The organism is Paenibacillus sp. FSL W7-1088 (genome assembly GCF_037969855.1).
GTDB lineage: Bacteria > Bacillota > Bacilli > Paenibacillales > Paenibacillaceae > Paenibacillus.
The window spans coordinates 5,777,033-5,796,099 of record NZ_CP150216.1 but is presented as its reverse complement, the minus strand read 5'-3'; the positions used below and the strand labels follow the sequence as shown (position 1 = coordinate 5,796,099).

At 46.8% G+C, this 19,067-nt stretch carries 22 protein-coding genes and 1 other annotated feature; all 22 genes read left to right on the top strand.

Going from position 1 to position 19,067, the window contains the following annotated elements; translation table 11 throughout:
• The first annotated feature begins 97 nt into the window (after positions 1-97).
• Positions 98-340: a DUF4321 domain-containing protein gene (locus MKY42_RS26175; protein WP_090904376.1), complete on the top strand. Its 243-nt coding sequence runs from the start codon at positions 98-100 to the stop codon at positions 338-340.
• A 92-nt stretch (positions 341-432) separates the two neighbouring features.
• Positions 433-1,044, top strand: coding sequence for a Maf family protein (locus MKY42_RS26170; protein WP_090904375.1), 612 nt, complete (start codon positions 433-435; stop codon positions 1,042-1,044).
• Between the two features lie 35 nt (positions 1,045-1,079).
• Complete coding sequence (gene radC / locus MKY42_RS26165) at positions 1,080-1,769, top strand: DNA repair protein RadC (protein WP_090904374.1); 690 nt, start codon at positions 1,080-1,082, stop codon at positions 1,767-1,769.
• Between the two features lie 194 nt (positions 1,770-1,963).
• Positions 1,964-2,998 carry a rod shape-determining protein gene (locus MKY42_RS26160; protein ID WP_090904373.1) on the top strand — a complete coding sequence of 345 codons (1,035 nt, stop codon included), beginning with the start codon at positions 1,964-1,966 and terminating at the stop codon, positions 2,996-2,998.
• Between the two features lie 188 nt (positions 2,999-3,186).
• A complete protein-coding gene (gene mreC, locus MKY42_RS26155) occupies positions 3,187-4,059 on the top strand; it encodes a rod shape-determining protein MreC (protein ID WP_179263252.1) in 873 nt (290 codons plus the stop codon).
• Complete coding sequence (gene mreD, locus MKY42_RS26150; RefSeq protein WP_090904371.1) at positions 4,059-4,592, top strand: rod shape-determining protein MreD; 534 nt, start codon at positions 4,059-4,061, stop codon at positions 4,590-4,592. Before mreC ends, mreD begins: the two co-directional genes overlap by 1 nt.
• 73 nt (positions 4,593-4,665) lie before the next feature.
• Positions 4,666-5,328, top strand: coding sequence for a septum site-determining protein MinC (gene minC, locus MKY42_RS26145; protein ID WP_090904370.1), 663 nt, complete (start codon positions 4,666-4,668; stop codon positions 5,326-5,328).
• Positions 5,329-5,331: 3 nt separating this feature from the next.
• Positions 5,332-6,126: a septum site-determining protein MinD gene (minD, locus tag MKY42_RS26140; protein WP_053783092.1), complete on the top strand. Its 795-nt coding sequence runs from the start codon at positions 5,332-5,334 to the stop codon at positions 6,124-6,126.
• Positions 6,127-6,353: 227 nt separating this feature from the next.
• Positions 6,354-7,238, top strand: a complete 885-nt coding sequence (locus tag MKY42_RS26135; RefSeq protein WP_177185884.1) for a M23 family metallopeptidase — start codon at positions 6,354-6,356, stop codon at positions 7,236-7,238.
• On the top strand, positions 7,231-8,091 hold the full coding sequence (locus MKY42_RS26130) for a M50 family metallopeptidase (protein ID WP_090904368.1): 861 nt from the start codon (positions 7,231-7,233) through the stop codon (positions 8,089-8,091). The genes MKY42_RS26135 and MKY42_RS26130 overlap by 8 nt, the downstream gene beginning before the upstream one ends.
• A 105-nt stretch (positions 8,092-8,196) precedes the next feature.
• The gene (locus MKY42_RS26125; protein WP_339845859.1) at positions 8,197-9,447 is read left to right on the top strand and encodes an Rne/Rng family ribonuclease; all 1,251 of its coding nucleotides are present in this window, start codon (positions 8,197-8,199) and stop codon (positions 9,445-9,447) included.
• A gap of 56 nt (positions 9,448-9,503) precedes the next feature.
• Positions 9,504-9,588: a sequence feature (ribosomal protein L21 leader region), on the top strand.
• A 14-nt stretch (positions 9,589-9,602) separates the two neighbouring features.
• The gene (gene rplU, locus MKY42_RS26120) at positions 9,603-9,914 is read left to right on the top strand and encodes a 50S ribosomal protein L21 (protein ID WP_062328098.1); all 312 of its coding nucleotides are present in this window, start codon (positions 9,603-9,605) and stop codon (positions 9,912-9,914) included.
• 13 nt (positions 9,915-9,927) lie between these two features.
• Positions 9,928-10,257 carry a ribosomal-processing cysteine protease Prp gene (locus MKY42_RS26115; protein WP_079347324.1) on the top strand — a complete coding sequence of 110 codons (330 nt, stop codon included), beginning with the start codon at positions 9,928-9,930 and terminating at the stop codon, positions 10,255-10,257.
• Between the two features lie 23 nt (positions 10,258-10,280).
• On the top strand, positions 10,281-10,592 hold the full coding sequence (rpmA, locus tag MKY42_RS26110) for a 50S ribosomal protein L27 (RefSeq protein ID WP_024633959.1): 312 nt from the start codon (positions 10,281-10,283) through the stop codon (positions 10,590-10,592).
• A 151-nt stretch (positions 10,593-10,743) separates the two neighbouring features.
• Positions 10,744-11,481 (top strand): Spo0B domain-containing protein, encoded by a 738-nt coding sequence (locus MKY42_RS26105; RefSeq protein ID WP_090904366.1) that lies wholly within the window; start codon positions 10,744-10,746, stop codon positions 11,479-11,481.
• A gap of 17 nt (positions 11,482-11,498) precedes the next feature.
• Complete coding sequence (gene obgE, locus MKY42_RS26100) at positions 11,499-12,809, top strand: GTPase ObgE (RefSeq protein WP_090904365.1); 1,311 nt, start codon at positions 11,499-11,501, stop codon at positions 12,807-12,809.
• A 228-nt stretch (positions 12,810-13,037) separates the two neighbouring features.
• A complete protein-coding gene (locus MKY42_RS26095; protein WP_024633956.1) occupies positions 13,038-13,475 on the top strand; it encodes an ACT domain-containing protein in 438 nt (145 codons plus the stop codon).
• Between the two features lie 91 nt (positions 13,476-13,566).
• Positions 13,567-14,853, top strand: coding sequence for a homoserine dehydrogenase (locus MKY42_RS26090; RefSeq protein ID WP_090904364.1), 1,287 nt, complete (start codon positions 13,567-13,569; stop codon positions 14,851-14,853).
• 114 nt (positions 14,854-14,967) lie between these two features.
• Entirely contained in the window at positions 14,968-16,038 is a 1,071-nt protein-coding gene (gene thrC, locus MKY42_RS26085; protein ID WP_090904363.1) for a threonine synthase, read from the top strand.
• Entirely contained in the window at positions 16,035-17,003 is a 969-nt protein-coding gene (gene thrB, locus MKY42_RS26080) for a homoserine kinase (protein ID WP_339845845.1), read from the top strand. The genes thrC and thrB overlap by 4 nt, the downstream gene beginning before the upstream one ends.
• Positions 17,000-17,881, top strand: a complete 882-nt coding sequence (gene pheA, locus MKY42_RS26075; protein WP_090904361.1) for a prephenate dehydratase — start codon at positions 17,000-17,002, stop codon at positions 17,879-17,881. Before thrB ends, pheA begins: the two co-directional genes overlap by 4 nt.
• A gap of 137 nt (positions 17,882-18,018) precedes the next feature.
• Positions 18,019-18,903 carry a branched-chain-amino-acid transaminase gene (ilvE, locus tag MKY42_RS26070; RefSeq protein WP_339853100.1) on the top strand — a complete coding sequence of 295 codons (885 nt, stop codon included), beginning with the start codon at positions 18,019-18,021 and terminating at the stop codon, positions 18,901-18,903.
• Positions 18,904-19,067 lie beyond the last annotated feature (164 nt).

Sequence of the window (19,067 nt, the reverse complement as noted above, 5' to 3'; positions counted from 1 at the left end):
CTGGAAATAGTTCCCCTTGCCGGATTTGTGTTTGTATTGACGTACAAAACCCCGTATAATAATGTGGGTGTCAAAAAATGGCGAGGGAAGATCACCAATGAAAAAAAACTTCGGCATGTTATTGCTGTTTCTGCTGCTCGGCTGGCTGGCCGGTGCGTGGATCGCCAAGGCACTGCAGCCTGTAAAGGCCGTTGCCTTTCTAACGAAAGCCACGACCATTCGTTGGTCGCCGCAGGCTGATCTGGATATTATCAGTTATGATATTTCATTTCAATTTCAAATGAGCCTCCTGAGCTTGATTGGTATTATTGCTGCTGTATGGCTGTATCGCAGGTTATAGGAGAATGACGAATTTTGACGAAGAAACTAAAAAAATGATATCTACTAGCGTGATCCGACAGGATGTCGCCGTAGCATAAGGGGCCGGTTATTTTGGATAAAACACAACAGCGTCGCATTATTCTGGCTTCGACATCGCCACGGCGTAAAGAACTGATCGCATCACTTCATCTAGCTTTTGAAGTAATACCAAGTCACGCCGATGAAGATACACCGCCGGAATGGACTCCTGAACAGACCGTACAGGAACTTGCGATGCGTAAGGCACTTGCCGTTTATCGCGGACTGGAAGGCCGTGAACAGGACGCAGTTATTGTTGGTAGTGACACTGTTGTCGTTCTGGACGGTGATATTCTCGGTAAACCCGTAGACGAAGCGGACGCTGTACGTATGTTATCTCGTCTACAGGGTCGTGTACACCGTGTTTTCACGGGAGTAGCTTGTATCGATGCAGGAAATGGACAATCCATGGTTCAGTATCGGCAGACGGATGTAACGATGAAGGAACTGTCTGACGCTACGATTCGTGCGTATGTTCAGACTGGAGAGCCTTCGGACAAGGCAGGATCATATGCCATTCAGGGCATTGGTGCTTCACTGATAGAACGTGTTGAAGGATGTTATTTCAATGTGGTGGGACTACCGTTGTCCTTGCTTAGCGATATGCTGGATGGATTTGGCGTACATGTACTGCCACGAACATGAAGTTCCGCAATTGACGATCTGAAAAGAGGGAACATATGGAGTCGCCTCAATATATGATGCGCGACATCCCCCAGGAAGAACGCCCGAGAGAACGCATGATGGAATACGGGGCGGGCGCCTTAAGCCATGCTGAATTGCTGGCGATCTTACTTCGAACAGGCACAAGACAGGAGTCCGCAGTGCATATGGCACAGCGGATTCTGACCGAAGCGGGTGGAATTCGCTCGTTGATGGATTTGAGCCTGGAAGAACTGACTGCAATGAAGGGAATCGGCATGGCCAAGGCTGTACAGCTGAAAGCCAGCATTGAGCTTGGTCATCGGATTGCGAAGAGCAGACTTACACAGTCAACTTCAATCCGTACCCCTCGTGATGCGGCCGATATTCTTACCGAACAATTACGTTACTTGCAGAAAGAACACTTTGTGTGTCTTTTCCTGAATAGCAAAAACCACATTATTGCCCAGGAAACACTCTCCATGGGCAGCCTTAACGCTTCGATTGTACATCCGCGTGAAGTGTTCCGGGCTGCCATCAAATGCAGCAGCGCCTCTATTGTGTGCGCACACAACCATCCCAGTGGTGATCCTACGCCTAGTCCAGAGGACATCCAAATAACCAAAAGACTGATCGAGGCCGGCTCAATTGTCGGCATAGACGTGCTGGATCACATTATTATCGGAGATGGGACGTACGTAAGTTTGAAGGAGAAGGGCTTAGTATAATATAATGGTTGGCGTTGATGTTTTCCTATGAATGTTGACGGCGTTGTCCGTAGAAGATAGGTTCACTTTACACATGCAAAACAATGCAACACAAAACAAATGCGAATAGTAGCTCCACCATGTTGGTGGTAATGAAAATGAAACGCTCTTGATTCACTGGAGCGGCTATATGAGGCAGAAAAGGAGATTACATTATGTTTGGTGGTTTTAACAAAGATTTGGGGATTGACTTGGGGACAGCGAATACACTCGTTTATGTACGTGGAAAAGGAATTGTGGTACGGGAACCTTCCGTAGTTGCTATTCGGACTGATACCAAAACTATTGAGGCAGTAGGGGAATCTGCCAAAAAAATGATTGGACGTACACCTGGTAACATTCGTGCCATTCGTCCAATGAAAGACGGCGTTATTGCCGATTTCGATACAACAGCAACAATGATCAAGTACTTTATTCGTCAGGCGCAGAAGCAACGTTCCATGTTCCAGCGTCATCCTAACGTGATGGTATGTGTACCATCCGGGATTACAGCGGTAGAACAACGTGCGGTTGAAGATGCAACAAAACAAGCTGGTGCTCGTGAAGCCTACACGATTGAAGAGCCTTTTGCAGCTGCAATCGGTGCAGATCTTCCAGTGTGGGAACCAACGGGAAGCATGGTTGTAGATATCGGTGGTGGTACGACCGAAGTGGCAGTTATTTCCCTGGGCGGGATTGTAACAAGCCGTTCGGTTCGTGTCGCTGGTGACGAGATGGATGAATCCGTGATTCAATACATTAAACGCCAGTATAATCTGATGATCGGTGAACGTACATCCGAGCAGTTGAAGATGGATATCGGATCAGCTATGCCGCTTGAGCAAGTAGAAACGATGGAAATTCGTGGACGCGACCTCGTAACAGGTCTGCCGAAGACGATTACGATTACATCGGATGAAATCAGCGAAGCTTTGGCGGATACGGTGAATGCCATTGTTGAAGCTGTAAAAGTAACCTTGGAGAAATGTCCTCCTGAGTTGGCAGCGGATATTATGGACCGTGGTATTGTTCTCACAGGTGGCGGCGCACTGCTTCGTAATCTGGACAAGCTGCTTGCTGGTGAGACAGGAATGCCTGTGATCGTAGCAGAGAACCCGCTCGATTGCGTTGCAATCGGAACAGGTAAAGCGCTTGAGAATATTCATTTGTTCAAGAGCAGAAGCAGTTCGGCAGTTCGTTCCAAACGTTAATTGACATATGCCATGTTTGGCTCGCTTATCGACCAAGCGGCATGATATCAATGAAGAGGACCCGGTTAACCCCGGGAGAGCTAATACCCGCATACCCGGGGAGAATCGGCTGATATTCTCGACGGGACTATAAGTCTGACAGTCTCCCCGCCGGGCATGGCTCGGAAGAGAATAATGGATGTTAGAGGGTGGTCGAACTGTTTAAACTGCTGGGTAACAAAAGACTTTTTGTTTTGCTGGTGGGCCTTGTTACATTTATCGCGTTAATGGGCTTTACGCTCGGTCCGCGAACCGCTCTATCCTGGCCGGAGAAATTCCTGAAGGATTCAGTCGGATTTGTACAATACGTATTTTACAAGCCCGCTTCTTCTGTAGCGGGCTTTTTCAAAGATTTGGCGAACATGCGTACGGTATATCAAGAAAATGAAGAGCTTCGTATTGCGATGGGGCACTATACCCGGGATCGACTGAAATACAATGAGATGGACAAAAAAATTGCGCAGCTGGAAGAAAATCTCAAATTCACTGAGGAGCAACGGAACCGATACAATTATGATACGCGAATTGCTCAGGTCATCAGCGCCAATTCCGACCCCAACAGCAGATCGATCAATATTGATATTGGCGAAAATGCCGGAATCAAACCAGGCATGGCGGTGACCTCGCTGGATGGTCTGGTTGGGGTTGTCAGTCATGTCAGCTCGTATACGTCAACGGTTAATCTGCTAACCTCTATGGACGCCAATGACCCAACATCCAATGCCATCGCAGCTACAGCCGTGGGCAAAGAAAAAGTGTTTGGCATGATTGAGAGTTATGATCCAAAATCCGGCATGCTCAAAATGACCAAGATCTCGGAAGATTCAGATATTAAAAAGGGTGATGAAATCATCTCCTCCGGGATTATCAACAATTTTCCAAAGTACATGCGCATCGGAGAAGTGCAAAAGGTTGAAGTTGGGGAATATGGTTTGACACGGACTGCGATTATTAAGCCTTATGCAAGCTTCCTTGACTGGAAAGAGCTGATTGTCATTATCCCACCTGAGGTAAAAGAATAATGATAACGCGCAAGCAAGTCTTATTCCTGTTACTGTTCGTTTTGTTCATTGTTGAAGGAACGATTCTTCCGCTGCTCATTCCTTCAGCCTGGCAAACGCGTATTTCTGCCAACCTGGTCTACATCGTGATTTTGTTTATTGCTGTATATCATCATCGGCACACGGCGTTGGTGCTTGGCATATGTTTTGGACTATTGCACGATGTCGTGTTCTACGGCGAAATGATTGGACCATACGGATTTTCGATGGGATTATCGGCATATATGATGGGACTTATTTTTCAAGCGCCGCGCGCACCACTGCCGGTTATGGTTTCCGTCGTCCTTTTGGGAAGTTTGCTGAATGACACCATGTTATTCTTTCTGTACAAGCTCTTCCAACTCAATCATGTGACATTTGACTGGGCGTTGCTTGAATACATGATTCCCAATTTGTTCATTCATTTTGTGTTTGCGCTTATCATTTATGTTCCTCTTCGGAAACAACTGGAGCGGATTGGTAAGAGAAAGAGCAAAGCACAAGAAGCTTCTTGATACATTTATGGAGGGAGAAGCAGGAACTTGGGGACCCGGGCACGAAATGTAATGAGATGGGAGGGACAGGCTTATGACGGTAAAATCGAATCACGTAACGATTAAAGGCATCCGAGACGGCCTGGTTTTCCTGTTGGACGATCAATGTGAATTCGAGGAATTGCTCTACGAGCTCCGCTATAAGCTGGAACACAGCCATCAAAATATTTTGACCGGACCGATAGTTCATGTGGATATCAAACTGGGCAACCGGGAAGTAACGGAGGACCAGAAAGAAGCAATTCTTGATATATTGAAACAAAAAGGGAATTTGCTCATTCGTTCCATAGACTCACCGGCCCTTAAACCAGAGGTTAAAGGGCCGCCGCCGATTATAACCATGTGTGGTATGGTACGTTCGGGTCAGGTACTTCATCATGAAGGGAATCTACTGTTTCTTGGTGATATCAATCCGGGGGGCACAGTAACGTGTACCGGAGATATATATGTTTTGGGTTCACTCAGAGGCATGGCTCACGCTGGAATTGGTGGGGACGAAGACTCGATCATTGCAGCTTCGGTGTTTGCACCAACGCAGCTGCGGATCGCTGACATCATCAGCCGTCCTCCCGATGAGTGGGAGAGCCGAGAGACCGGAATGGAATTTGCTTATTTACAGGACAATCAGATGCAGATCGACAAGATGAGCAATATCGTTCGGTTGCGCCGAGATTTTAATGTGTTTAAAGGAGTGTAGCTCATGGGAGAGGCGATCGTGATCACTTCGGGTAAAGGCGGCGTGGGTAAAACAACCACCTCGGCAAACATCGGGACAGCGCTGGCGCTGCTCGGCAAAAAGGTTTGTCTGGTAGATACCGATATCGGCCTTCGCAATCTGGATGTCGTGATGGGACTCGAAAACCGGATCATTTATGATCTGTGCGACGTTGCAGACGGCCGCTGCCGACTGAATCAGGCTTTGGTCAAAGATAAACGTTTTGAAGAATTATATATGCTTCCTGCAGCACAAACGAGAGATAAGAACTCTGTGTCACCAGAACAGGTGAAGGACATTATCCTCGAATTGAAAAAAGATTTTGAATACGTCATTATTGATTGTCCAGCCGGAATTGAGCAGGGGTTCAAAAATGCGGTTGCAGGAGCTGACCAGGCGATTGTGGTCACTACACCAGAAAATGCGGCTGTCCGTGATGCGGATCGTGTCATTGGTCTGCTGGAGAGTTCACACATTCAATCACCAAAATTGGTTGTGAACCGTATACGCAACAATATGGTCAAATCAGGCGACATGCTCGACATTGACGGCATTTTACAAGTACTTAATATTGATCTGATTGGGATTGTTCCTGATGATGAGCTTGTCATCAAGGCCGCCAACTCGGGAGAGCCTACAGTGATGAATCCGGATTCACTTGCGGCCATTGCCTATCGCAATATTGCCCGTCGTATTCTGGGAGATACCGTTCCCCTGATGCAATTGGAGCAAAAAAAGGGTGCTTTCACACGCTTTAAGAAGTTTTTTGGAATGGGTTAACTGGCTCTTCCTTATCATATTTATGTATGACAGCCGTGGCCCTAAAGCCCGGCTTTTTGATTATAATGGAGCCTTTGATTAAAGGAGCTTTGGTATAGAACAGGGCATGTGCTTCACAATAGGACTCCACGTTGTGGGGTTATTTTTGCTTCCCGCCGAAGCTTGTTCATATTATGAACGAGCCCCTCATAGGATGTAGTAAACAAGCCTCGGCGGGAGGACATTCCATGAATACGAAACTCAGAATCAAGCAGAGAAGAGAAGAGCGCATTCGGCGGTTAATGGATGGTGCTACGGAAGAAATTATGCAGCAGCGAGAATCGGGCTCGGTTTCCGATAAGCGTACATCTGCGCAACGTAATCCGTTCTCGTCTATAGATATACAAGATAATCTGCGAACGGCAAGATCTTCGCTGACAGAACAGGAAAGAGATCCGGAATGGCTGTGGAAAAAAGAGAACGGGCATTATGGTCCTGGCGGCCATCCACGTTTCAATCTAATGAAGTCATTGGTAGGACGAACGGTGGTTAGTATTCTATTATTCGGTGGCGTCTGGGGGTTGTTCCAGTTGAACAGTTCATGGACGACACCTGCCAAAACCGTGATCGCCGATGTGCTGCATCGGGATATGGATTTTGCCTATGCCGCTGCCTGGTACGAAAGGCATTTTGGCGGAACGCCATCATTCCTGCCTGTTCTTGGGCATACCACTGATCCTGTGAACGGCTCGGGTATCCGACACCTCCTGGGTAAACCGATCTCGGGAACGGTCGTTCAGCCTTTTGCACTGAGCATGAAAGGAATTGAGATTGTTCCCGAAGCTGGCGGTACAGGACTTGTTCAAGTAGTCAGTTCAGATGCCGGACGCGTACTTCAAGTATTGGATGATCCGGAAAATGGGACAACGGTTGTAATCCAGCACACTGGTCAAGTCACAGCCATATACGGACGCTTGAACGAAAGTGAAGTCCAGGTAAATGATTGGGTAGAAGCGGGTGACGCAGTCGGTAGCCTAAAGGAGACTGGAAATGATCAACCTGCCACATTGTATTTCGCTGTAAAAGAGGGCGAGCAGTACGTAGACCCTGCGGAAGTGGTTGCCCTTGATTAGGTTGTGGGGTGTACGTATCTCGTTTCATCCTTTTTTTGTGATTATCATGATGGCTTCCCTGTTGACTGGGAATTTTATTGAACTCATCACGCTGTTTGCCATCGTTTTTATTCATGAATGTGGACATGCTGCAGCGGCAGCCCTTCTGGGCTGCCGTGTCCTTTCGATACAGATGCTTCCTTTTGGCGGCGTCGCCGTTATTGAAGATGCCGGAAATATTACAGCACGTCGGGAGATCATTATCGCTTTGGCAGGCCCGTTTCAAAATATGCTCATGGTTGGAGTCGTTTTGTTGCTAAAGTATGGAAATTTGGGAGACCCGATTTTTTTAGATTATATTATACAGGGGAATCTGCTGATTGCCCTATTTAACCTGTTACCCGTGTTGCCCTTGGATGGCGGTAAAATTGTACAGGCACTCGTTAGTCTTGCTGCTCCCTACTATACGACATTGATGTGGACTTACAGAATCAGCATTGTGTGTAGCGCAGGAGTTATCTTGGTTGCCATCGGTCGATGGTTTACCGGTGATTCCGGGCTGCCGTTAAATATTCTGTTGATCGGAATTTTTCTGTTCTATTCCAATGTGACCGATTACCGAAATATTCCCTACCGGTTTATCCGATTTCTGATGAATCGTGAAAGTGCATTCACCCGTCATGCAGCTACAGGCAGTTTGGCACAGCCGATAATCTCATTTCCGGCGAAACCTTTGGAGACTATTTTGCGTCTATTAAAGAGAGAAAGATACCATATGATATATGTGATGAATAGACAGGGAAGAATCATGGCCGTTTTGCCTGAGCAGCGAATCATCGGTTCTTATTTCAAACAAGACAAGGATAAGTTATAGCATCTTGGTGGAACTGTCCTTAATTTGGTTAATACATGTACAATGAGTATGGCGAAGATACAGAATGGATGTGGATGAATTGAATTGTCTTCTAGAGGTGAAGCCATGAAACAAATGATTGTACATAATGAACATAACCTCATGCAAATGGCGCTTCTGGAAGAAGGCAAAGCTGTAGAATTCATGGCAGAGCGTACACGCGAGCGTGGACTGCTGGGTTCGTATTTCAAAGGACGGGTAGTGAACGTGTTACCAGGTATGCAAGCTGCTTTTGTGGATATAGGTCAGAAAAAGAATGCTTTTCTGTATGTGGACGATGTATTGCATCCCAATCTGGAGAAACAGCCCAAAGTGAAGCCTTCCATTTCGGAGCTGCTTCGTCCAGGTCAGGAGGTAATCGTCCAGGTCTTGAAGGAGCCAGTAGGAAGCAAAGGAGCCCGGGTGACGACTCATTATTCGCTGCCGGGCCGATGGCTTGTCTACATGCCTTTAGCGGACTATGTAGCCGTCTCCAAGAAAATTGCCCGTGAGGGGGATCGATCCCGCCTCAAAACGTTGGGGGAACAATTGAGACGGGACGAAGAGGGGCTTATCATACGAACCGTATCCGCAGAGGAACAGAGGGAAGCCATTCAGGCCGATCTGGAAACATTACGTGAGCAGTGGCGTCAGATTCGTGAAAAAGCGGATAGTTTGCCTTCACCAAGCCTGCTGCATCGGGATCACAGTATGGTTCAGCGGATCATTCGTGATGTGTATACGCCTGGCAGCGATGAGGTAATTACGGACAATGAAGTACAAGCCCGTGAGTTGAGTGCTTTGCTGGAGGAAATCTGTCCGGGCCATCAACCTAAAGTACAGGTATACAGGGGAGAAGAATCAATCTTTTCTGCTTATCGTGTACAGGAGCAGTTGAACAAGGATTTTGCCCGCAAGGTATGGCTGCCTGGAGGCGGATATATTGTCATTGATCATACCGAGGCGCTCACTGTAGTCGATGTCAATACAGGCAAGTACACCGGAGCAGGCGGTGACAGTCTGGAAGAGACTGTGACGGAGACGAACATGCAGGCAGCGGTTGAGATTGCCCGTTTAATGCGTCTTCGGGATATCGGCGGCATGATTATTGTGGACTTCATTGATATGGAGGAAGCGATGAATCGGCATGAAGTTGCGGCAACACTGGAAAATGAACTCAAGAAGGATCGAACCAAGGCTTTTGTAATAGGGTGGACCAAGCTGGGGTTGCTCGAACTTACCCGTAAGAAGGTACGGGAAGAAAGCACGCTCCCTTATGTAGAACCTTGTTCTTCCTGTCATGGGACAGGCAAAAGATATATTTCGCCGTTGCATTGATTTTTAGTATAGTTGGTGGTATAATCATCAGGTATGTGTTTAGCCTATTGGTCTTGCACATGCTGTAACCGCACTGGCCGGGTACAAGAACAGTTCCGCAAGGACACTGTCACCTGAGACCGGGCGAGTCTGAGACATGAGGAGGTGCAAGGCAAATGTACGCAATTATTGAAACAGGTGGCAAACAGTACAAAGTCCAAGAGGGCGATGTTCTGTTCATCGAGAAATTGACTGCGAACGATGGCGAAAGCGTAACGTTCGACCGTGTCCTGGCTGTATCTAACGATCAAGGTTTGACAGCAGGTACACCATTGGTTTCCGGAGCAACTGTAACGGCTAAAGTGGAGAAACATGGCAAAGGACAAAAGGTTGTTGTATACAAATACAAACCTAAAAAGAACTACCATGTGAAGCAAGGTCACCGTCAACCGTATACAAAAGTAACTATCGAAGCAATCAAAGCGTAAGAAGGTGCGATAAGTGATTATCGTTCAAGTCTTTCGTAATGATGACGGGAGTATCGATCGTTTCTCCATCAAAGGGCATGCTAATTTTGCCAAGCGAGGAGAAGACATCGTATGTGCCGGGGTATCCGCTGTTACAGTGGGTACGGTGAACTCGATCGAAACATTGACTGGTGTCGAAATGGACGCCAAGATGAAGAATGGCTTTTTAAGCGCTTCTTTACCTGTGTTGGAGAAAGACGGAACCTGGTCCCAGGTGCAATTGCTACTCGAATCCATGGTACTTATGCTCACTGATATTGCAGAGTCATACGGAAAGTATATTCAGATAGAGCAAGTCAAATAATTAAAGAAGGAGGACAACCAATCATGTTGAAATTAAATCTTCAGTTATTCGCATCGAAAAAAGGTGTAGGTTCCACGAAGAATGGTCGTGACAGTAACGCACAACGCCTTGGCGTTAAACGTGCTGACGGTCAAACAGTAACTGGTGGTAGCATTCTCGTTCGCCAACGCGGAACGAAAATTCACCCAGGTACTAACGTGGGTATCGGTAAAGATGACACTTTGTTTGCGAAAGTTGACGGCGTTGTGAAATTCGAACGTTGGGGACGCGATCGTAAAAAAGTAAGCATCTACCCTGTGAATGTTGCTCCAGTAGCAGCTGCAGTAGAAGCATAATATCGGCATTCCGCCTAAGGAGCCTTCGGCATTTTTGCCGAAGGCTTTTTGTATTTATAGGTTATTCGATAATGAACTGGCAGAAAAGACATGTTATACTTGGTTACGGTGGGGATTAAACCAACCGAGTTTTGTAGAACGGGGAGAAGCCATGAAATCTTGGAAAAGAGTGCCCTGGATTGCGGCATGTTCACTTCTGATTCCTTTGGTTTTCGTTATGCTGTATCCAGTGGTTATTTTAATTGCTGTATACGCATTGTGGTCCGTCGCGGTGCTTTTTGTTTCTGTGAACGTGATGAAGAGACAGGCAGAGGCGGAACGCAGAACCATCATACAATCTATGGAAAAAACAGCAATTGCATCATTAAATCATCATAGGCATGATTGGATGAACGATCTTCAGGTGTTGTATGGATATCTTAGACTGGGCAAACTTGATAAATCAGTGCAATGTGTGGAAAGAATAGTAGAGCGGGTTAACGAAGAAAGCCGAATCTCCAGATTGGGTATTCCTTCACTCGTATTTTATCTTCAATCTTTCCGGACCAGTGGAGTCGCTCTGGAATTGCATGTGGTCGTAGAGGAAGAGTTGCAGCTTAGTGCTCTGGTCTCTCCCGAGGATGGCGAGTCGCTTACGGGGGCGATTGCCGATGCGATTCGAGCCTATCAATATGGCGGCGGCCGGTCGTCTTGGGGAGAGGTTCGCAAACTGACCTTGAACTTCGGACAGGATCACGGAGATGTGGTTGTCCGGCTGGATGGGGATCAAACACCCGATCCGGAAACATTGCGGCAGCTTAATGCCGTACTCAAAGGAAAAAAAGTCAGAACGGAGCAGCTTCCGTCTGAGGATACGTTTATACAATTCAGAATGCCTTGTGGAATATAGGAAGAAGGGGTTAACCAATGTTTGTAGATAAAGCGAAGATTTATGTGAAAGCCGGAGACGGAGGGGACGGAATTATTTCGTTTCGTCGTGAGAAGTATGTACCGAACGGCGGACCTGCCGGGGGTGATGGAGGCAGAGGAGCTGACATCATTTTCCGTGTGGATGAAGGTCTGCGTACGTTGATGGATTTCCGTTACCAGCGTCACTTCAAGGCCCCTCGTGGTGAGAAGGGACGTAATAAAAGTCAGCATGGCGCGAACGCTGAGAACATGATTGTACGTATTCCACCTGGAACCGTCATTTTGGATGAAGACAGTGGAGAAGTACTGGCTGATTTGACACGTCATGGTCAACAGGTTGTTGTTGCTCGTGGCGGACGAGGCGGACGGGGAAACATTCGTTTTGCCACGCCTAACAATCCAGCACCAGAACTGGCCGAAAATGGTGAAGAGGGCCAAGAACGTTACATCGTACTTGAGCTTAAGGTCATGGCAGATGTCGGTCTGGTTGGTTTTCCGAGTGTTGGAAAATCCACGCTGTTGTCTGTTGTTTCGGCAGCCAAGCCTAAGATTGGAGCCTATCATTTTACAACCATTACACCTAACCTCGGTGTAGTTGGTGTGGGTGAAGGTCGCAGCTTTGTTATGGCCGACTTGCCGGGTCTGATTGAAGGTGCTCACGAAGGTATTGGACTTGGACATGAGTTCTTGCGTCACGTAGAACGTACACGTATTATCGTCCATGTCGTTGACATGTCTGGTTCCGAAGGACGTGATCCGTTCGAAGACTGGCAGAAAATCAACGAGGAACTGAAATTGTACAATCCTGTCCTCGCTGAAAGACCACAGGTTGTAGCAGCCAATAAAATGGACATGCCGGATTCTGAAGCCAATCTGGAACAATTTTTGCAGAAGGCTCGTGAAGTTCAACCGGATATTGAAGTAATGCCTATTTCGTCGCTGACACGGAAAGGGATTCAGGAGCTCCTGTATCGTGCGGCTGATCTTCTGGATCAAATTCCGGACGAGCCCATGGTCGAAGAAGTTGCTGACTTATCCGAACGCAAAGTGTACAGCTTGGACAAAAAAGAGGACGATGGTTTCCGTATTGTACGGGAGAATGAAATCTTCGTGGTCGAAAGTGCCAAGATTGAACGTATGATGAAACGGATGCAGCTGAATTCGCATGAAGCTATTCTCAAACTGGCGCGTACATTGCGTCATATGGGTGTGGATGCGGAACTGCGTAAACGCGGAGCTGAAGAAGGCACCATTGTGCGCATTGGCGATTTCGAGTTCGAATTTGTGGAAGGCAGCAGCTACTATTAAGATAGCCGGCCACAGTACCGATACTGGTTAAAACATAAACGCAGAGAAGTGGGAGTTTACCCGCTGCTCTGCGTTTTTTTAATTTTCCTTACCTGCGCGTGGAAGAAACTTGTATACTGTTAGGAATAGTTTTTCAAAAAATAGACATGTGAGGTATTGCCCTTTCGGGATAGATCCTATATAATGTCCACTATATGAATACATGAGTCTTTGAGGAGAGGACGTTCTGTGAATGAACGCTATTACTTAGTACGGGAAGACATTTTGCCAGAGGCTGTGGTAAAGACCATGCAGGTAAAAGAACTGCTGGCTTCCGGTGATGTCAAAACAGTTCATGAGGCGGTTGAACAGGTTGGATTAAGCCGAAGTGCTTTTTATAAGTACAAGGATGGCATCCATTTGATCAATCAGCTTGAACGGGAGCGAATTGTAACGATCTCCATTGATTTGGAGCATCAATCAGGAATATTGTCTCGTGTGCTCGGACATGTAGCTGGTTATGGAGCCAATGTGTTAACCATTAACCAAAGTATCCCGCTCCAGGGAAGAGCCAACGTTGTCATTTCAGTGGAGACGTCACATCTTCATGGAGAAATCGGAGAAATGCTCGATCGGATGCAGGATATGCCCGGGGTTCGACGCACGCGCATTGTAGGCCAAGGTTAATTAGACGTTATCGCAAAACGTTTAGGAATAAGTTGTATGGTTAAAATCGTACAGGGGTGAAGGAGAAAAAGACATTGGGGGTAGGTCGTTAGTGAAACCGGTAAAAGTAGGATTGTTGGGCCTGGGTACGGTGGGTACTGGGGTCGTTCGCATCGTGGAAGGAAATCAGGAGGATCTGAGCAGTCAGGTTGGATCACCTATCGTTATTGAGAAGATTGCAGTAAAGAATACAGAGAAGGATCGTGTCATTGCTGTAGACCGTGCGAAGCTCACTGAAGATCCTTGGGAAGTCATCCGTCACCCGGATATTGATGTTATCGTGGAAGTTATGGGCGGCATTGATCAGACCAAAGAATACATTCTTGAAGCACTGGAGCGGGGCAAACATATCGTAACTGCAAACAAGGATCTAATGGCTTTGCATGGTTCCGAGATCTTGGCCAAGGCACAGGAAAAGCAATGTGATGTATTCTATGAAGCGAGTGTGGCTGGGGGCATTCCGATCATCCGCACGCTGATTGAAGGTTTCTCTTCCGACCGGATTACCCGCATTATGGGGATAGTGAACGGAACAACGAACTTTATTTTGACCAAAATGAGCCAGGAAGGTGCCTCTTATGAAGAGGTTCTCGCAGAAGCTCAAGCACTCGGATATGCAGAAACTGATCCAACTTCGGATGTCGAAGGACTCGATGCAGCTCGCAAAATGGCGATTTTGAGTACTTTGGGCTTCCGTACTAATGTGGAACTGAAAGACGTTACCGTTAGAGGGATTACATCCGTCACTCGTGAAGATATTACCTATGCCAAAAGACTAGGTTACGAGATGAAGCTGCTGGGTATCGCAGATCGTCGGGATGATGAGATCACCATTAGTGTTCAGCCGACAATGGTAAGACAGAATCATCCGATTGCATCCGTCAATGGGGTGTTCAACGCTGTGTATGTACATGGCGAGGCTGTAGGTGAGACGATGTTCTACGGTGCGGGTGCAGGCGAGCTTCCGACGGCAACTTCTGTAGTAGCGGATATCGTGGCAGTGATCAAAAACCTGAAGCTGGGTGTGAATGGTCTCAAAGCGATTGTGCCTTATAAACAGAAACGTCTGCAAAGTGACGAGCACATTATGTCGAAAAACTTTATTTTGCTGCATGTGGATGATAAGGCAGGGGTACTGGCGCAAATTACACAAATCTTCGCTGAATACGAAGTCAGCTTGGCTTCAGTTGTGCAACAGCCGAACGAGCACAACCCGGATGCTGAGATCATCATCGTTACGCATAACGCTAGTAAGGCGAGCATGGATAAAGTATTGAAACACTTTGAATCCCTTGCGGTTATTCGTCGCATTAAGAGTGTGTATCGGGTAGAAGGATAAATCGTCCCCAAATTCCGGTTTGAATTTTTTAAGTCCAGGTTTAAGATACACGTTTAACCATATAGATGTATGCAATCATATTCGGATTATTAATGACAAAGGAGTTTACCCACAATGAGATATCAAGGATTACTGCAAACGTATAAAGAGCACCTTCCGGTTAATGAAAACACGCCCCTGCTTACGCTTCACGAAGGAAACACACCCCTGGTTCATGCGGAGAATCTGTCCGAGGAACTCGGATTGAATTTATATTTCAAATACGAAGGTTTGAATCCGACAGGTTCGTTTAAAGACCGCGGAATGGTTATGGCTGTTGCTAAAGCAGTGGAAGAAGGCAGCCGCACGATTATGTGTGCATCAACAGGTAATACTTCAGCGGCAGCAGCAGCCTATGCGGCTCGTGCTGGTCTGAATTGTATCGTATTAATCCCGAATAACAACATTGCGCTGGGTAAACTGGCTCAAGCCATGATCTATGGAGCAAAAGTTATTGCGATTAATGGCAACTTTGACCGTGCATTGGAAATTGTGCGTGAGATTACAGCCAAACATCCCATTACGCTCGTGAACTCCGTGAATCCGTTCCGGATTGAAGGACAGAAAACAGCTGCGTTTGAAGTCATTGAACAGCTTGGTCAAGCACCTGATGTACTCGCAATTCCAGTGGGTAACGCAGGGAACATCTCGGCTTACTGGAAAGGGTTCAAAGAGTATAAAGAAGCAGGTAAATCGAACTCCCTGCCTCGTATGGTCGGTTTTGAAGCGGAAGGCGCGATGGCAATTGTCAAAGGTGAACCGATTCTTGAGCCTGAAACCGTAGCAACAGCTATTCGAATTGGTAATCCGGCAAGTTGGAAAACCGCTGTAGCTGCAGCTGAAGAGTCTGGCGGACAGATTAATTATGTAACTGACGAAGAAATTCTGACTGCCTATCGTACGATCGCCGCTCGTGAAGGGATCTTTGCTGAACCTGCATCTGCTGCTTCCGTTGCTGGTGTATACAAACTGAAGAGTGAAGGGTACTTTAAAGGCGGAGAGACTGTGGTTTGCGTACTGACAGGACATGGACTCAAAGATCCTAATATTGCAATCAAAACGGTAGCGACCGAGCCGCTTGTTGTCGAAGATTCCGAAGAAGCGGTTATGGCGGCAATTGCACAACTGGAGCAACAATCCGTATGAGTCTGCAGCAAAGGGTAATCGTTAAAGTGCCTGCAAGTACAGCCAATCTGGGTCCAGGGTTTGATACCCTGGGCATGGCATTGTCTTTGTATGCATGGCTTGAGATGAAACCGGCTGAGCAGACAACATTCCATTTACATGGTGATCATCTGACGGGTCTGCCAACAGATAAATCCAATCTGATATATGAAGTTGCACAGATGGTATTCAACGAAGCAGGGGTTTCTGTCCCTGAGTTGGAGATATCGATGTATTCCGAGATTCCGCTTACTCGGGGACTGGGAAGCAGTGCAGCAGCTATCGTGGGTGCGTTAGCTGCTGCTAATGCATTAATTGGCACTCCGTTATCTGATGCGAAGCTTCTGGACATGGCTACGTCGCTGGAGAAACATCCGGATAATGTAGGAGCTTCACTATATGGAGGTATCATTGCAGCAGCGTGGGATGGCAGTCGGGTAGATCATATTCGTATTGAGCCGCATCAGGATTTGCAGACTTTGGTCATCGTACCGGACTTCGAGTTGTCCACTTCAAAAGCAAGAAATGTAATTCCACAGCAGTTTGACAAGTCTGATGTCATTCACAACATAAGCAGATCATCCTTACTTGTTGCGGCTTTGGCAACTGGGAGGTTGGACATGATTCAAAAGGCGATGTCTGATCGGATTCATCAACCCTACAGGGCATCTTTGGTCCCCGGCATGGCTGAGATCCTGGAACATGCGGTCAGTCATGGAGCTCTGGGGGCTGCATTGAGTGGAGCTGGCCCCACTGTTTTGACGTTGGTAGATCGTCATGATACTCGTAAGCTCGAACTAGAGCGATATTTGATAGACACGATGAGCCGTGAAGGCATCGCTGCGTCTGCATTATGGTTGGATCCGGATCTGGACGGTGTTACCGTACTGCCTGATCAAGATGAAAGTCCGTTTATGGACAGAGTTAAAGGGGAAGTTAACGCATGAAACGAATTGCAGTATTACCTGAAGGTTCAGTCTCTCATGAAGCAGTAGATTTTCTGTTTAATGGGGAACCTTTGGAATTGCTTCATTCCAAGCTGATTTCTGATGTTTTCCGGGCTACGGATAGTGGGAAATCCCAGTACAGTGTCATACCCATTGAGAATACCATTGAAGGCTCCGTTAGTTTGCATATGGACTGGCTGGTTAACGAAGTGGATATTCCGATGCAAGCGGAATGGGTTTACCCATCCATCCAGAATGTCATTGGACATGGGTCCGAGTTCAGGACAGAGAGTGGTGAATATGATTTCGGGAAAATTACGAAGATCATGTCCCATCCTGTAGCGATTCCGCAGTGCCAGAATTTTATTCGCCTGCATTCACCTGGAGCAGACCTTGAGGGCGTAAATAGTACAGCGGAAGCTGTAGAAATTGTGAAAAAAAATCCTGGCAAAGGCTGGGTTGCGATTGGCACAAGGCTGGCTGCACAGAAGCATGGTTTGGATATTATGGCTGAACGGGTTACCGACCATGACAACAACTATACTCGTTTTGTGCTGATAGGCCATGAGCCTGTTCAGATACCACGAGAGCCTGATCATGTGAAAACCAGTTTGCTGGTTACATTGCCTGAAGATGCACCGGGTGCATTGCATCAGGTGCTGTCTGCTTTTGCCTGGCGGAAGCTGAACTTGACGCGACTGGAATCTCGTCCAACGAAGAAAAGGTTGGGGAGTTATTATTTTTACATTGATGTTGAGGAAAGTGCAGATTCGGTATTGCTTACCGCAGCCATGGCTGAGATTGAGGCTTTGAATTGTCAGGTACGTATTCTTGGCAGCTATCCGTGTTATACATATCCTTCGTTGAAAACGACCTGAATCAGGACGTACATTATTGAAGGCTGTATTAAGACTGGGTAATGTGAGCAAGAATAGCTTGTCATTTGTTGTGCAATGAACGAGATAAAATGACTTCCGGAATCAGGGATGGAAATTTTATGGGGGTGCAGTCATTGGTGTCAGAACAATGGATTTATTTGGATGGTCAATATGTGACCAAGGAGAACGCAACCGTTTCGGTATATGATCACGGATTTTTGTATGGAGACGGTATTTTCGAAGGTATTCGTATTTATAACGGTAACATTTTCAGATGCAAAGCGCATTTGGATCGTTTGTACGATTCGGCTAAATCCATCAGTCTGAACATTCCGCTGTCTTATGATGAGATGCTGGAAGTGATGGCTGAAACGGTCCGTCGCAATGATATGCGTAACGGTTATATTCGTCTGATCGTATCACGTGGACCTGGTAACTTGGGCCTTGATCCGCTGCGCTGTCCTAAAGCATCCGTCATCATCATTGTAGAGCAACTGGCCATTTATCCGGAGGAAGCTTATCTTACTGGGCTAAAAGCCGTGTCTGTATCCCAGCGCCGCAACATACCGGACGCATTGAATCCAAAGATTAAATCATTGAACTATCTGAACAACATTCTTGTTAAAATACAGTCTAACTACTCAGGTGCTGGTGAAGCGATTATGCTGAATTCCCAAGGTTACGTTACTGAGGGTTCAAGTGATAACATCTTCATCATCAAAAATGGTGTAGTTTATACGCCACCTTGTTATCTTGGTGCACTGGAAGGAATTACACGTCAGGCCATTATCGATCTGTGCGGTGAGCTGAATCTTGAATTAAAAGAAGTGCCATTTACGCTACATGATGTGTATATTGCCGACGAAGTCTTTTTCACTGGAACAGCTGCGGAAGTTATTGCTGCTTATGAGGTGGACGGCAGAACGATTGGAACGGGCGTCGCAGGTCCTGTAACCTTGAGACTGCTGGAAGCGTTCCGTCAAATTGTCGACAAAGACGGTTATAAAGTTTGGGAAGATTAAATGGAACGATCGGAATAGGGAAGCAGAAATCCTTCTTGTCTCAGAAATTCAGCATACCTGGAGTATGCGGTTTTTGAGGCGGGAAGGATTTTTTTTGCTTAGTTGATGTCATTGGCCCAATTTCTGCATAGGATGTAGTAACGGTATGGGCGAATGTACTGCCC